The organism is Anaerocolumna jejuensis DSM 15929 (assembly GCF_900142215.1).
Lineage (GTDB): Bacteria > Bacillota > Clostridia > Lachnospirales > Lachnospiraceae > Anaerocolumna > Anaerocolumna jejuensis.
This window is the reverse complement of record NZ_FRAC01000030.1, coordinates 37182-52206: the sequence shown is the minus strand read 5'-3', so window position 1 is coordinate 52206 and position 15025 is coordinate 37182. Positions and strand designations below refer to the sequence as shown.

12 protein-coding genes and 2 tRNA genes are annotated in these 15025 nt (G+C 42.3%); 11 read left to right on the top strand and 3 right to left on the bottom strand.

All coding sequences use genetic code 11. The features are described from left to right. Positions 1 to 55: 55 nt before the first annotated feature. The 3 genes from BUB77_RS23560 to BUB77_RS23550 all read right to left on the bottom strand — a co-directional run bounded on the left by BUB77_RS23560 (position 56) and on the right by BUB77_RS23550 (position 2612). On the bottom strand, positions 56 to 751 hold the full coding sequence (locus tag BUB77_RS23560) for a hypothetical protein (RefSeq protein ID WP_073279475.1): 696 nt from the start codon (positions 749 to 751) through the stop codon (positions 56 to 58). Positions 752 to 853: 102 nt separating this feature from the next. Then, positions 854 to 2140, bottom strand: coding sequence for an O-acetylhomoserine aminocarboxypropyltransferase/cysteine synthase family protein (locus BUB77_RS23555; RefSeq protein ID WP_073279473.1), 1287 nt, complete (start codon positions 2138 to 2140; stop codon positions 854 to 856). A 34-nt stretch (positions 2141 to 2174) separates the two neighbouring features. Then, positions 2175 to 2612 carry an RrF2 family transcriptional regulator gene (locus tag BUB77_RS23550; protein WP_073279471.1) on the bottom strand — a complete coding sequence of 146 codons (438 nt, stop codon included), beginning with the start codon at positions 2610 to 2612 and terminating at the stop codon, positions 2175 to 2177. A gap of 187 nt (positions 2613 to 2799) precedes the next feature. Here BUB77_RS23550 and BUB77_RS23545 point away from each other — a divergent pair, with 187 nt between their 5' ends. The 11 genes from BUB77_RS23545 (at position 2800) to ispF (ending at position 14945) form a co-directional block, all read left to right on the top strand. After that, positions 2800 to 4524, top strand: coding sequence for a sensor histidine kinase (locus BUB77_RS23545; RefSeq protein WP_073279469.1), 1725 nt, complete (start codon positions 2800 to 2802; stop codon positions 4522 to 4524). Then, a complete protein-coding gene (locus BUB77_RS23540; RefSeq protein WP_073279467.1) occupies positions 4521 to 6119 on the top strand; it encodes a response regulator transcription factor in 1599 nt (532 codons plus the stop codon). Before BUB77_RS23545 ends, BUB77_RS23540 begins: the two co-directional genes overlap by 4 nt. A gap of 155 nt (positions 6120 to 6274) precedes the next feature. After that, positions 6275 to 7783 carry an ABC transporter substrate-binding protein gene (locus BUB77_RS23535; protein WP_073279465.1) on the top strand — a complete coding sequence of 503 codons (1509 nt, stop codon included), beginning with the start codon at positions 6275 to 6277 and terminating at the stop codon, positions 7781 to 7783. A gap of 73 nt (positions 7784 to 7856) precedes the next feature. After that, positions 7857 to 8795 carry an ABC transporter permease gene (locus BUB77_RS23530; protein WP_073279463.1) on the top strand — a complete coding sequence of 313 codons (939 nt, stop codon included), beginning with the start codon at positions 7857 to 7859 and terminating at the stop codon, positions 8793 to 8795. 12 nt (positions 8796 to 8807) lie between these two features. Then, positions 8808 to 9686 carry a carbohydrate ABC transporter permease gene (locus BUB77_RS23525; RefSeq protein WP_073279462.1) on the top strand — a complete coding sequence of 293 codons (879 nt, stop codon included), beginning with the start codon at positions 8808 to 8810 and terminating at the stop codon, positions 9684 to 9686. 126 nt (positions 9687 to 9812) lie between these two features. Further along, entirely contained in the window at positions 9813 to 11201 is a 1389-nt protein-coding gene (locus tag BUB77_RS23520) for a GH1 family beta-glucosidase (RefSeq protein WP_073279461.1), read from the top strand. A 63-nt stretch (positions 11202 to 11264) separates the two neighbouring features. Next, positions 11265 to 11783: a cytidine deaminase gene (locus BUB77_RS23515; protein WP_073279460.1), complete on the top strand. Its 519-nt coding sequence runs from the start codon at positions 11265 to 11267 to the stop codon at positions 11781 to 11783. A 182-nt stretch (positions 11784 to 11965) separates the two neighbouring features. Continuing rightward, complete coding sequence (locus BUB77_RS23510) at positions 11966 to 13978, top strand: methyl-accepting chemotaxis protein (protein WP_073279459.1); 2013 nt, start codon at positions 11966 to 11968, stop codon at positions 13976 to 13978. A gap of 83 nt (positions 13979 to 14061) precedes the next feature. After that, a tRNA-Val gene (locus tag BUB77_RS23505) sits at positions 14062 to 14134 on the top strand. A gap of 68 nt (positions 14135 to 14202) precedes the next feature. Further along, positions 14203 to 14276: transfer RNA gene (locus tag BUB77_RS23500), tRNA-Met, on the top strand. Positions 14277 to 14381: 105 nt separating this feature from the next. Continuing rightward, positions 14382 to 14945, top strand: a complete 564-nt coding sequence (gene ispF, locus BUB77_RS23495; protein ID WP_073279458.1) for a 2-C-methyl-D-erythritol 2,4-cyclodiphosphate synthase — start codon at positions 14382 to 14384, stop codon at positions 14943 to 14945. Positions 14946 to 15025: the final 80 nt, after the last annotated feature.

Here is a 15025-nt window from a genome sequence, read left to right as displayed (position 1 = left end):
GGAAGGGCAGAAGCTTCTTATTAGTTCCGGAAGAAATGCGGTACCCAATAATTTTTTAGTATTTTACTGCAGCATCCTCAAAGTTAAAATTTATTGCAGTTGGAATAAAGGTAGAACTTTTTGATTTCCATTTATAAGTCAATTTAAATTCTCCGATAAAGAAAGCAGGTGCCACCTGAGCTGGAAGAGTAACTGTAAAATAAGTATCCTGAAGGTCATATTGTATTATTGATTCATAGCCGACAGTATTAAAAAAATGGGATAGTTCAGTATCCGGACAAGTTGAAGTCCAGGTATTATTATCAATTTTTATTTTAACAACGGGAGCATCAATCTTCGAAATGACATTGTCCTTCAGTACATCTAATGGATTTTCAATTTTTAATTCTTTTAATGTCTTTTTGTTCAATATATATAAATTTTCTGTGTGGACACCTGAGCCTGTTCCTGTTGTACAGATTACTGCAATATAATTACCTTTTAGTGCACTAACGCTGATAACAGCACTTGAGCTGGTTGAACTCTCCCAATCGAAATGCTTGACTTTGCTGCCGGACTTTAAATAAAACCCTTTATACATGCCATCTGATTCTTTATCATAATAAAGATAAATATTTTCTTTTGCGTTTTTGGCAATTAAGTGTTTTTGGTCGTAATTACTTGCGCATACTGTAGTTATTGGTATAGAAACAAATAACATAATCAATATTAGCGATAATGTGGTCAAACAAATCAAATTTTTCTTTTTCATAATAAATTTCTTCCTTTACCTATATTTTGTAAAATTAGTATAACTTATCCAGTAGTCATTTTCAATTGAATTTTACAATAATATGGTAGTTTTTGCTTTCAGCTATTCCCCCAAAGCCTGACCTAAATCATAGATTAAATCATCTACATGCTCCGTTCCGATAGAAAGGCGGATGGTATTAGGCTTGATACCGGAAGCCAAAAGCTCCTCCTCATTCATCTGGGAATGGGTGGTGCTGGCAGGGTGGATTACAAGGGATTTTACATCTGCCACATTAGCAAGGAGAGAGAATAATTCCAGTTTATCAATAAACTCCATGGCTTCTTTGGCTCCGCCTTTAATCTCAAAGGTAAAGATAGAGCTTCCGCCGTTAGGGAAATACTTTGTATACAGTTCGTGATAGGGATTATCCTTAAGGGAAGGGTGGTTCACACTTTCAATCCTGGGATGCTTTGTCAGAAATTCTACGATTTTCAAGGTGTTTTCCACATGACGTTCCACGCGGAGGGAGAGAGTCTCCAGGCCCTGTAAAAAGAGGAAGGAGTGGAAGGGGCTGAGGCAGGCACCGGTATCCCTCATCAGGGTGACGCGGATTTTCGTAACATAAGCGGCAGCGCCCATTGCCTTGGTAAAGCTGACACCGTGATAGCTGGGATTGGGCTCTGTCAGACCGGGAAATTTACCGGAAGCCTCCCAGTCAAATTTACCGGAATCAATAATCACACCGCCTATGGCAGTTCCATGTCCTCCGATAAATTTTGTGGCAGAATGCACAACAACATCAGCACCATATTCTATGGGACGAAGAAGATAAGGGGTGGCAAAGGTATTGTCAACAATCAGCGGAAGCTTATGCTTATGGGCAATTTCAGCTAAGGCGGCAATATCAATGATATTGGAGTTGGGATTACCAAGGCTTTCGATAAAGATGGCTTTGGTATTGGGCTTAATAGCCTTCTCAAAGCTGCCTTCCTCATCCGGGTCCACAAAGGTTGTGGTAATGCCGTATTCCTCCAAAGTATGTGCAAAGAGATTATAAGTACCCCCGTAAACGGTTATGGCAGAAACGATATGGTCACCTGAGTGGGCAATGTTGGTAACCGCATAATGAATAGCCGCAGAGCCGGAAGCAGTGGCAAGGGCAGCGACACCGCCCTCCAAGGCAGCAATTCTCTGCTCAAAAACATCGGAAGTTGGATTTCCAAGGCGGGAATAAATATTACCTCCTTCTGTTAAACCGAATCTTCCTGCGGCCTGCTTTGAGTTTGCAAAAACATAGGAAGAGGTCTGGTAAATGGGGACGCAGCGGGCATCGGTAGCGGGATCGGGCTGTTCCTGGCCTACATGGAGCTGGAGAGTTTCAAAATGGTATTTGCGTTCTTCTGACATAGTATCCACCTTTCTACATACATAATTTTATAGTTTAGATAACATAATCATTTCCGCTAAGGCTGTTCTGCTTATCCACCAAATCTGCAAGGGTTATATTATCTACTACATTATTAATGGCTTCGTACAATTCCTTCCAGACCTCTAAGGTTGCACACTGGCTGGTTCTTGAACAGGGGTCGGCCCCATCCTCCAGGCAGCTTACAGGAGCCAGACTGCCCTCGATCAGCCTTAAGATCATTCCCACGGTATATTCTTCCGGTGCCTTGGCAAGACGGTAGCCGCCCTGGGCGCCTCTTGTGCTTTTTACATAGCCGGCACGGCTGAGCTGGGTAATAATTTGTTCCAGATATTTATCGGATATTTCCTGCCTGGCAGAAATACTCTTTATAGTCACGTATTCACCTGTGTTGTGAAGAGCAAGGTCAAGCATTAAGCGCAATGCGTAACGGCCCTTTGTTGATATTTTCATTGGTTCCTCCTTTAATAGATTTAGTTATTACCTTATAATAACATCTGAATAGTAGGATTTCAAGTAGACAATGAAAATTATAAGCATATTTTGTAAATAACATGGATATTTATTATATTTGACAAACGGGAGCTTTACCAATAAAATAATGAATAACGAGAAAGAATAAGAAGAAAGGTGGCATTATATGAAACGGATAACCAGAAGAACGACCAAAGGGCAGATTATGCTCATTATGCTGCTGTTTGTTGTACCGCTTTTGGCAATGCTGCTCCTCTATAATGTTTACATGCTGCGGGTATTGAATAAAAAAATAACCCTGAATAATGAGAATACCATATATTTGTATGAGACACTTCTGGAGCAGGATATCAACAGTGCCCAATACTACCTTTCCAACTCATTGGCAAATGACAGGAACTTTCTTCGATGGAATTACCAGCTGGATACCCTTGAGACATATATGTGCGGGCAGAATATCATCGAAACTTATGAGGACTATCTGAATACCCATAAAAATACCATAGGGGCTTTGTTTGCTTACTCGGAAAAATACGATATGTTCCGTATCAGCTACAACAAGGAAAAAACTTATCGGTATGAGCAAAAAACCGCCATAAAGAACTATCTTTATAAGATCATGAAAGAAAATAAAATAGGCTCCGGTTGGTCAGTCTATAACATAGACGGCAAAAAATATGTTATGCTGATACTAAAAAACGGTGCCACCTATGCCGGTACCTTTATCGATTTTGATTTGGTGATAAAGCCCCAGGACAAGCAGGGAAGCGGTGACATTGATTTTCTTATGTATGCTTCCATGGAGGGGGAGCCTCTGATATATCAGAATTATTTGGAGGATAACCATATTGAAATCAGACAGACCAAGAAGAGCTATTATATAACGGGAAACAAAAATAATTTTATGGTAGTGCAAAGACCGTTGGTCTCTGCCGGTATCAATCAGCTCTATATCACTCATTATCAGGGGATTTTAAATTATATGGATGTGAGCCAGATAATCCTCCTTACCATGTCCTGCCTTATAACGCTGTCCCTGCCCCTTGTATATCTGATTCTGCGAAGAACTTACTTTGTGCCTCTGAACCGCCTGATTACAACGATGGAGTCCATCAAGGAGGGAAACATGGAGGCAAAAATGAGTGAAAACTATCAGATTGATGAATTTCTGCAGGTCAGCAAGACCTTTAATGAAATGATTGAACAAATCAAGTGGATGAGAATTGCTGCCTATGAAAAAGAAATGGAGACAAAAAATGCCCAGATGCAGTATCTGCAGATTCAGATAAGACCCCACTTCTTTTTGAACTGCCTTAAGAACTTTTATGCTCTGGCAGAGCAGAAAAAGTTCCAGGAAATACAGGATATGATAATCGTACTTTCAGATTATCTCAGAAGAATGTTCCGGAATAATTCCGTATTGATATCCGTGTCCGATGAGATGGAGAATGTCAGAAACTATATCCTGCTGCAGCAGATGAGCTTATCCAATCCGCCAAGCTGCAACATCGATATTGATACGAGCCTGATGGACTTTCAGATTCCGCCCCTGTCCATTCTTACCTTTGTGGAGAACTCGGTAAAGCATGGGAGGCAGACGGATAGAAATTTAATCATATCCGTCAGAATTTCATTTATAAAAGATGAACAGGAATCTTTTGTGTGCATCACCATCCTGGACAATGGGTCCGGCTTCCGGGATGAGGTTCTGGAAAAAATCAACGGGACAAAGGGAGAGCTGGACAGGGAAAATATAGGTATCAGCAATGTAAAGAAGAGGATAGAGCTCATATACGGTGAAAGAGCCAACATTATCTTCAGCCGTTCAAACGGTTCCTGTATAGAAATCTATCTGCCCTATGAGAATAAAGCAAATGAGGCGAAAAAATGACAGTATTAATAGTAGATGATCAGACCATTGTAGTCAGCGGAATCCTATTTGGAATAGACTGGAACAAGCTTAAGGTGGACCGTACCCTTAAGGCCTACAATGCTTATGAGGCGAAGAAAATATTAACGGAATATCAGGTGGATATTATGCTCTGTGATATTGAGATGCCTGCGGAGAACGGATTGAGCCTTTATGCCTGGACCAAGGAGCAGAATATGGACCTGGAATGCATCTTTCTGACGGCTCATGCAGATTTTATGTATGCGAAAGAAGCAATCCGGCTGGGAAGCTTCGAATATATCCTTCAGCCTGCGCGATACGAAGAGGTGGAGAATGCCATTCTCCGGGCCATGGAAAAAATACGGGCCAAACGGAAAAAGACAGAATACTCCTCCTACGGCAAGGTACTGTATGAGAAAAAGGATGTTCTTTTAGAAGGTCTGCTAAAGGAGGTATTTCTGGGAAAAGGCCAGGATGTGGAAGCCTCCTGCCAGACTCTGGAGACCCTGGGGGTCCATTTAAAAACAAGCAAGCTGGGGTATGTCTGCCTGGTTCACATTCAAAGGTGGAGTATGGCAATCGATTCCTGGGAATCCCAGCTGCTGCGCTATACAATGAATAATGTGGTATCGGAGCTGTTTTCCTATTATGGACAGAAGGTGCTGCTATTACAGGTGGACAGGGAAAATTATGTGTTTACGGTATACACGGAGGAAGTCCTGGAGATGGAGGAGGAGGCGGTTTTCCGTCAGCTGAACCAGCTCGTGGAGGTCTATGATAAACATTTCCAGTGCAGAATCGCCTGCTACTATAAAATCTGCCATGAGGTCAGCCAATTGCCGGTATGTATCGAGGGACTGATTAAACAAAGAGAAGATAATGTAGCAGCTTTCAGTAAGGTATTTATGCCGGAAAAGGCGGAAAAAGCAGCGGAGAAGGAAGAAGCGGCGCAGAATCTGTGTGCCGGTCTGGAAGAACTGCTCCTTAACGGTGCGGCTGAAAGCCTGCAGAAAGAGGCCTTTCAGATACTTGACCGTATGTATGCGGAGGAAGGGCTTGGAGCGGATTTTCTTCGACGATTCTACCATGAATTTATGCAGCTGGTATACACTGTTTCAGACCGTCTTGGCATAAAGCCCGGACAGATATTTGAAAGCCAGGAAGTGTTAAAAAGGTCCCTGACGGCATATACCTCCGTAGAAGAAATGAAGTGGCTCATAAGCTATGTTGCGGCATTCTTTAACGAGACCCTGACCTCCGATGAAAAACAGAAGAATCAGATCGATACGATTTTACAGTATATCCGAAGCAATCTGGACAAGGATATCCGCCGCTCGGACATTGCCGACCAGGTATTTCTTAACCAGAATTATGTTTCAAGGTTATTTAAAAATGAAATGGGCATCTCCCTGAAAGAGTATATCATTCTGGAAAAAATGAAGCTGGCCCAGATTCTGCTGAAGTCCACCAATATGTCCATCAGCATGATTGCCTCAAAGGTCGGCTATTCGAATTTCTCGCATTTTTCCCAGACCTATAAGAAAATAATGGGGGTCACGCCGGTAGATGACCGGTTAAGAGAGGATGGAAAATAAAAAAGTTACATTTCTGATAAGAAATGTAACTTTTTTGTTGGTATGGGAGCAAAGTGGTTATTTTATTAATGATAAAAGGTAACAGAATTGGTAGAGCAGGTTAAAAAAGAAGTGTAAAATGGGTACATAAACATTGGAAGGAGTAAAGAGGAGTAATGAAAACTATATTTGGTAAAAAAACAGCAGCCCTGTTATTAATTGTAACAATGATAACAGCAGCGCTTGCAGGCTGCAGCTCATCCGGTAATAAAAACAGCACACCGGACGACAAACAGACACAGGGGAAAGAGGAGGATACTTATACCGTTACAATTTATGCACCTTATGCAGCTACTACAGAGGAATGCGAGGCTATTGCTGCCAAGGTAAGTGAAATAACAAAAAAATTGATTGGCTGTGATGTTGAACTGGTACGTAATGTTACCAAGGAGCAGCTTAATCTTGCCCTTACATCAGGAGAAAAGCTGGACTTATTCTATGCATTTCCCTGGGAAGTATCCCTTTCTTCCATGGCTTCCAGCAATCAGATCGTAGCGATGGATGATTTACTGAAGCAATACGGAACGGATATGCAGAGTACCATATCAGAAGATGACTTTAAGTGTGTAACGGTAGGGGGAAAAGTCTACGGTATACCAATGAATAAAGACAAAGCCCAGGCAAGAGGCTTTTTAATGGACAAGGCTATCGCAGATGAGGTAGGAATCGATTACAGCGTAAAGAAGACCTATGACGAGCTGGAAGCTGATTTACAAAAAGTAAAGGATGCCCATCCGGATATCTGGCCTATCGTAGCAAATGCCGGAACCATGATGAGACCTTTACCGGTGGATACACTGGGAGATTCCCTTGGTGTTCTTGAAAATGCCTTATCAGACAGTACAAAGATTGTTAACCTTTATGATTCACAGTCCTATAAAGACTATGTCAGCCATATGTATAAATGGGCACAGAATGGCCTTATGATGCCCGATGCTGCAAATACCACAGAATCCTATGATGCTTTAATCCACTCCGGTGTAGGCTTTGGTACCTTTACACCAATTAAAGCCGGCTTTGAGGCAGAGGAAACCAGAAAATGCGGTAAGGATATTGTTTCAGTTACCATGTACGATTCACACTCCATTACAACTATGGTTAATGCTGCATGGTGTATTGCAAACAACAGTAAGAAACCTGACAAAGCAATGCAGATGCTGAACCTGATATATACCAATCCCGAAGTTGCTAATCTTCTGGCAAATGGTATTGAAGGAAAGAATTATAAGTATGTGGATAAAGAAAAGAATATCATTTCTTATGCAGACGGCGTAGATGCTTCCAATACAGGATATTCCGTAGTAGGCTGGGCTTGGCCGAATGAGCAGATAACCTCCGTATGGCAGGGAGATGACCCGGATGTATGGACAAAGCTTGGTGAATTCAACAAATCTGCCAAGGCTTCACCGGCAAAGGGCTTCGTTTGGGATAATTCCAATGTATTAAATGAAGTTACAGCCTGCCAGAACGTAGTAAGCAAATATGAAGCAAGTTTGGATTGCGGCTCTGTCAATCCTGACGATGCACTTCCAAAAATGAATGATGAGTTAAAGGCAGCAGGTCTTGACAAGATAATTCAGGAAAAACAAAAGCAGTTGGATGCCTGGCTGGCAGACAACAAATAATTCAGAAAGAATATCCGGTAGTGCGGCAAGAAAGCATTGCCGGATATCTGTTTAAGAAATAAAGGAGCCTTACATGAAAAATATCCCCAACAAACCCAAATACAGATTTAAGCAGTTAAAAAAATTCCTTCCCTTTTATCTGATGATGCTCCCCGGTATTTTATACCTTATTATCAATAATTATATTCCCATGTTTGGAATCGTAATGGCTTTTAAAAAGTTTGACTATAAGCTGGGAATGTTTAAAAGCCCGGGTATCGGTTTTAAGAACTTTGAATTCCTTTTTGCCACAAAGGATGCCTGGACGATTACCCGCAATACATTAGCTTATAATGCGGTATTTATTATACTTGGCACCCTGGTGTCTATCGCAGTGGCAATTCTACTGAATGAAATCAGAGCTGACAAGGCAAAGAAGCTGTATCAGACAGTAATTCTGATCCCTTTTCTAATCTCAATCGTGGTTGTCAGCTATATTGTATATGGATTTTTAAATAGCCAGACAGGCTATTTTAATCAGACCCTGCTGCCTTTGTTTGGTGCGAAGCCCATTTCCTGGTATTCTGAACCGAAATACTGGCCCATTATCCTTGTAATTGTCCAGCTATGGAAGAGCTTCGGCTATAACTGCATTATTTACTATGCAACCTTAGTGGGAATTGACAAAGGTTATTATGAGGCAGCTGTTATAGACGGAGCGGGGCGCTTTCAGCAGATACGCTATATCACCCTGCCAGGCTTAAAAGTAACCGTTATTACCTTGACCTTAATGGCTATCGGGCGTATATTCTATTCCGATTTTGGACTGTTCTACCAGGTACCTATGAACAGCGGAGTTCTTGTGGATGTTACCAATACAATCGATACTTACGTATACAGAGGACTGACTCAGCTGAATAATCTGGGAATGGCTGCGGCAGCAGGCTTTTACCAGTCCGTTATAGGATTTCTTCTGGTTCTTAGTGCCAATGGCATTGTACGAAAATTCAGCAAAGAAAATGCACTGTTTTAAAGGAGAAGACCTATGGTAGAAAAAAGCAAAACATTTCAAATCGTTGCCCATACAATAATGATAGTACTGTGCCTGTTCTGTGTCATCCCAATCCTGCTGCTTATCAGCTCTTCCATTACGGCAGAAGGTACATTGATGAAAAGCGGGTACAGTATCTTACCCGGAAAAATTGATTTAACTGCTTACAAGTACCTTCTGTTTGACAGCAATTCCATCGTCAGAGGATATGCAGTTTCCATCATTGTAACAGTTATAGGTACACTTATAAACCTTACGCTGACCACCCTGCTGGCCTATCCCTTATCCAAGAAGAATCTGCCGGGTAGAAATATCCTTGCATTTTTTGTATTCTTCACCATGCTCTTTAACGGCGGGCTTGTGCCTTCCTATATGATGTGGACCCAGATGTTCCATATTAAAAATACCATATGGGCACTTATCATTCCAAATCTGATGCTCGGCGCCTTTAATGTTATCATGATGCGTGCTTATTTTGCTACCAATATACCGGAGGAGGTCATGGAGGCTGCCAAGGTTGACGGAGCGGGAGAAATGCGTATATTGCTGCGAATCGTGCTTCCTATGTCACTTCCCATTCTGGCGACCCTGGTGCTCCTGGTCGGCCTTGGATATTGGAATGACTGGGTTAATGGTTTATACTATGTAAATAAAGATGAATTCTACAGCATCCAGGTATTTTTAAATAAAATGCTCCAAAATATTGATATGCTGAAAAAGGCAGCTGCAGCCGGAGCTTCCGGAGCTCCCATGCCCTCTACGGCAATCCGAATGGCAGTGGCTGTTATCGGTGCCGTTCCCATACTGATTATTTACCCCTTTTTCCAGCGGTATTTTGTTAAAGGTATTGTAGTCGGCGCGGTAAAAGGTTAAGCTGAATAGATGCTGAACAAAGCAGGACAAGTTAAGATAAAGCAAGATAAAGAAGAACTATGCTATTTTTTACAGAACAAGGTGGATTGCGTAGAATAAATCAATAAAATGAGGAGGGATAAATAAATGAGTTTTCCAAAGGATTTTTTATGGGGGGCGGCTGCGGCTGCCTACCAGATAGAGGGCGGAGCAATGGAAGATGGCAGAGGACCTTCCATCTGGGATGTTTACAGCCATGATAAGCGCATTGACCCCAAAACCGGACGTATGAATATCGATAACGGAGATACCGGTGATGTAGCCTGTGACCATTACCACCGGTATAAAGAAGATGTTGCCCTGATGAAGAAAATCGGCCTGAAGGCATACCGCTTATCCATTAGCTGGTCCCGTGTATTACCCGAAGGAAAGGGAGAAGTAAATGAAAAGGGCCTGGATTTTTACAGTGATTTGGTGGATGAGCTTTTAAAGGCCGGAATCGAGCCCTATATTACCCTCTTTCATTGGGATTTGCCCCAGGCACTAATGAATCTTGGCGGATGGTCAAACCCTGACAGTCCGGACTGGTTTGCGGAATATGTAAAGGTCGTAACAGACAGGCTGTCCGACCGTGTAACCCATTGGATAACCTTTAATGAACCCCAATGCCATGTTATTATAGGGCATCTGCTGGGAGAATGTGCGCCAAAGCTTAAGCTTCCCTGCCAGGAGGTATTTCAGGTAATGCACCGTGTATTCCTTGCCCACGGTAAGGCAGTGCAGACAATAAGAAAATATTCCAAGGTGCCCTGCAAGGTGGGCTATGCCCCCTGTGCCACCGAGGTGTATCCGGTGACGGATAGGGAAGAGGATGTAAAAGCAGCCAGAAAAGCGGCCTTTGATACCTCTGCTGAGAATTTATGGAATACCAGCTGGTGGATAGATCCCATTATCCTTGGAAAATATCCGGAGGATGGGGTAAAAGCCTTTGCTGAATACTTTCCGGAGTCCCTCCTTAAGGAAGAGGACCTGAAGCTCATCAGCCAGCCCTTGGATTTCCTGGGAATTAATCTATACAGGGGTGCTGGGATCAAACATGCGGAGGGAGGATATGTGCAGGCCGAAAATAAGACCGGCTTTGACCGTACAGCTTTTAAGTGGCCTGTTACACCGAGAATTCTTCACTATATGCCGAAATTTCTTTCTGAAAGGTACCAGCTGCCAATACTGATAACCGAAAATGGATTATCCATGGCGGATTGGGTAAGCCTTGACGGGAAAGTACATGATCCTCAAAGAATAGACTTTATGCACAGGTATCTTTTAGAACTGTCCAAGGCAATAGAGGAAGGTATTGACGTTATCGGATACTTTGCCTGGTCCATTATGGATAATTATGAATGGTCCCAGGGGTATGGAGAACGCTTCGGACTGATCCATGTTGATTTTGAAACACAAAAGAGAACCTTGAAGGATTCTGCCTATTGGTACCAGGAGGTCATAACCACGAACGGAAAGAGTTTACAGGGATTGTAAGCAGTATATTTTTATGGTACAATAAAAAATGCACCATAAAAATACGTAACGGGAGATGATTTCATGGTAGAGCATAATAGCGGAAAAGAAGTAAATGAGCTTGCCTGCAGGCATGAAGGAGAATTAATCCCATCCGGCAAAAGGGAAGTGGCAGGAGCAGTTAATGCAGATACCTGCCGGGAACTAATCAGAGAAGCCATAGATAGTCTGAAATACTCTTATACACCATATTCCGGTTTTAAGGTAGGCGCTGCCTTGCTTACAAAAAACCATAAGGTTTATAAAGGCTGCAACATTGAAAATGCATCCCTTACACCTACTAATTGTGCAGAGAGGACAGCCTTTTTTAAAGCGGTCAGCGAAGGAGAAAAGGAATTCCTGGCAATAGCAATTGTTGGCGGTAAGGACGGCATATTAGAAGATTACTGCTCCCCTTGCGGAGTATGCAGGCAGGTTATGATGGAATTCTGCAATCCCAAGAATTTTCTTGTAATAATTGCAAAGTCAGAATATGATTATTGGATTTATTCACTGGAGGAGCTGTTACCCTTAGGTTTTGGCCCTGCTAATTTAACAAAATAGGAAAATAGGATAGAAAAATAGAAGTGCCTTAACAAGTAAAATGTCTGTTAAGGCACTTTTTTGTTATATTTTACTAAAAATCATGTCAAAAAATGATGAATTTTGACTTGACTGATTCCCTGGTGAAAATTAAAATGATAAATAAAGGTAATAAAAATTGAGAACTGAATAGAGGAGGTACTATGGTGGGAGAAGCGTCGTCAAGAAGGAAATTAGGAACGAAAGGTAGAATGATATCTATCCTTATACCGGTAGTTACACTTTCAATTGCAGGTCTGCTAACAATAACTTTTATTACAGCCAGAAATATCATTCTGGATTATGGCAGTGAAATTGTGAAATATCAGGCAGAAGCCAACGTCAAAGAAGCAGAAAACTGGTCCGGCGAAATACTCAGCAGCCTTACGGAGATAAAAAATACGCTGGATTTTAAGCAAATGGATGATACCGATACCATAAACTACCTTGCAACTACCAAGGATAGAAATCCCAATATGCCCTTAGGTGTCTATATTGGAGCAAGTGACGGAAAATTACTGAATTCCTTTGATTTTGTTCCTGGAGCTGATTTTGTGGTAACAGACAGGGATTGGTACAAGGATGGGGAGCAAAGGGACAGCTTTGCCTTCGGAGAGCCTTACACCGATGTGAATACCGGTGATTACTGTATAACGGCATCAGCCAGGCTAAAGACAACGGACGGAGCAGTGAGGGTTGCTGCAGCAGATGTTTATCTAAGTGAAATAACCACGGAAGTAGCCGCCATGAAGGTCCTTAATACCGGCGCTTCCATGCTGATCGATAAGAACAGCGGAGTGATTCTTGGTTATAAGGATAAAGAACTCATATCAAAAAAACTGGAAGCCGGCTCTGATAATGCTTTGATTTCAGGGATAGCAGAACAGCTGGGCAAGAGCAATAATAAAGTATTCACCTTAAAGGATACGAAGGAGTCCTATCTTGGATATCTTCGGGATATTGAAGGAACTGATTGGGTATTGGCTTCCTATGTGCCCAGAAGCGAAGTGCTCTCCTCTATCAACAAATTGATTATAATTGTGGTCCTTGGCTCTATTGCAGCAATTGCGCTGTTAGCCTTTATCATAGAAAGAGTTTTGCATTTTGTTATTGTACCCATTAAGAAAGTAACAGGAACCATTGAAGAGATTACAAAAGGCAATTTTACCATACAGGTGGAAGTAAAAGGTACAAATGAAGTAGCAATAATGACAGAAGACCTCCAGAAGTTTATCAAAACCATGAGGGCAATTATTAAACAATATTATGAGCTTATAAACAAATTGAACCTGCAGGCTGAAAGCAGCAGCGAAGCGGCGGAGAGCCTGACGAATTCAGCTAAGATACAATCCTCCTCCATGCAGGAGCTTAACCTGACAGTGGATGAGCTGGCTAAGACCATCAGTGAAGTAGCAGAAAGCGCCTCCTCTCTGGCACAGGTAGTTTCCCAGGCAGATTCAATCAGCAGGGATGCCGGCACCAGGATGAAGGAGACCGTAACACTTTCAAAGGATGGAAAGCAGAAAATAGATAAAATCAATCTGTATGTTCAGGACGTTGAGAAAGACATTTACAGCCTGGAAGAAGTAGTGGAAGAGGTAGGAATTTCAACTAGGGAGATAAATGATATTATTTCCTTAATTGGTGAGATTGCGACCCAGACCAACCTACTGTCCTTAAATGCCGCAATTGAGGCTGCAAGAGCCGGTGAGTCCGGAAAGGGCTTTGCAGTCGTAGCAGAGGAAATCCGAAAACTGGCAGAGACCAGTTCGGAAGCGGTAAGCCGGATAACCGGAAATATCGGAAGGGTCAATACCCTGGTAGACAATACTATTAAAAAGACAAAAGAAAGTGTTGTAAGCATTGAAAACAGCTCCACTCTGATAAAAGAGACCAGTGCTGCTTTTGAAGACATTTTTATGGCAGTTAATGAAACGGATGCCCTTGTAAAGTCTCTCAGTGAAAGAGTTCAGGAAGTGGATCAGGTAGCGGTATCCGTTGCGGCAATCACCCAGGAGCAGTCGGCCGGCGCCGAGGAGATATTAGCTACATCGGCTGAATTGTTAGCAGCTGCCACGGAAGTAACAAAAATCAGCGAGGTGGTAGGAGAGGATGCTTCCAGTCTTGCTCTTACTGCTTCCGATTTGGAGAATAAGTTAGAATTTTTTAAACTTTAGGAACAAATCCAACAAAAAACACTTGACAAAATAGTGTTTGATAAATATAATATAAAAGTACCTGTTGAGAGACAAGTACTAATGGGATCTTAGCTCAGCTGGGAGAGCATCTGCCTTACAAGCAGAGGGTCATAGGTTCGAGCCCTATAGGTCCCATTTTTATGAAAAAACAAAGAAAATAAAAGTCCTGGTTGAACTTGGCTTTTAGTTATTTGCTTATACATGGCGAAGTAGCTCAGTTGGCTAGAGCATGCGGTTCATACCCGCAGTGTCGGCGGTTCAAATCCGTCCTTCGCTATTAGAAAGATTGTCTTACCGACAGTCTTTTTTTGTAATATAAAATTTTATAAAAGGAGTAATTGCGGTATATCCTATAGAGAGAAGGATACGCAAAGTGATATAGATGCGGATAGGTTCAGGATATGATGTACACAAACTGGTGGAAGGCCGGGATTTCATAATCGGGGGAGTTACAATTCCCTATGAGAAAGGATTGCTGGGGCATTCGGATGCGGATGTTTTGACCCATGCCGTCATGGACAGCCTGTTAGGGGCAGCAGCCTTAGGCGATATCGGACAGCATTTTCCCGATACGGATGAGGCCTATAAAGGGGTCTCCAGCCTGGTATTATTACAAAGGGTAAAGGAACTTTTGGAGGAGAATTTTTATCTCATCGAAAATATAGATGCGACCATTATTGCCCAAAAGCCCAAGATGGCACCTTATATTCCAGCCATGAGAGAGAATATAGCACGGGTTCTTGGAATACAATTAAATCAAATTAATATAAAGGCAACTACGGAGGAAGGTCTGGGCTTTACGGGGGAAGGGCTTGGTGTAGCCTGCAATTCCATGTGTCTTCTGACCAGTGCCGCAGATTACCGCTACGATGACAGGAGCTATGAATATCAGGGAGCGTCAAATGGCTGTGCCGGCTGCAGCGGCTGTGCTTTAAAAAACAAGTAAGGGTAAGAGGGGATACCATTGCCGGTGCTGTATAGGGCAGGAACATCTGCCGTAACTTAATACCGGAAAAGGTAAGCTCA

Excerpts from the sequence above, each read along its gene's own strand:
- BUB77_RS23515 (WP_073279460.1), top strand. The coding sequence starts at position 11,265 with ATGGTAGAGCATAATAGCGGAAAAGAAGTAAATGAGCTTGCCTGCAGG.
- BUB77_RS23510 (WP_073279459.1), top strand. The coding sequence starts at position 11,966 with ATGGTGGGAGAAGCGTCGTCAAGAAGGAAATTAGGAACGAAAGGTAGA.
- BUB77_RS23555 (WP_073279473.1), bottom strand. The coding sequence starts at position 2,140 with ATGTCAGAAGAACGCAAATACCATTTTGAAACTCTCCAGCTCCATGTA.
- BUB77_RS23520 (WP_073279461.1), top strand. The coding sequence starts at position 9,813 with ATGAGTTTTCCAAAGGATTTTTTATGGGGGGCGGCTGCGGCTGCCTAC.
- BUB77_RS23525 (WP_073279462.1), top strand. The coding sequence starts at position 8,808 with ATGGTAGAAAAAAGCAAAACATTTCAAATCGTTGCCCATACAATAATG.
- BUB77_RS23530 (WP_073279463.1), top strand. The coding sequence starts at position 7,857 with ATGAAAAATATCCCCAACAAACCCAAATACAGATTTAAGCAGTTAAAA.
- BUB77_RS23535 (WP_073279465.1), top strand. The coding sequence starts at position 6,275 with ATGAAAACTATATTTGGTAAAAAAACAGCAGCCCTGTTATTAATTGTA.
- BUB77_RS23540 (WP_073279467.1), top strand. The coding sequence starts at position 4,521 with ATGACAGTATTAATAGTAGATGATCAGACCATTGTAGTCAGCGGAATC.
- ispF (WP_073279458.1), top strand. The coding sequence starts at position 14,382 with ATGCGGATAGGTTCAGGATATGATGTACACAAACTGGTGGAAGGCCGG.
- BUB77_RS23545 (WP_073279469.1), top strand. The coding sequence starts at position 2,800 with ATGAAACGGATAACCAGAAGAACGACCAAAGGGCAGATTATGCTCATT.
- BUB77_RS23550 (WP_073279471.1), bottom strand. The coding sequence starts at position 2,612 with ATGAAAATATCAACAAAGGGCCGTTACGCATTGCGCTTAATGCTTGAC.
- BUB77_RS23560 (WP_073279475.1), bottom strand. The coding sequence starts at position 751 with ATGAAAAAGAAAAATTTGATTTGTTTGACCACATTATCGCTAATATTG.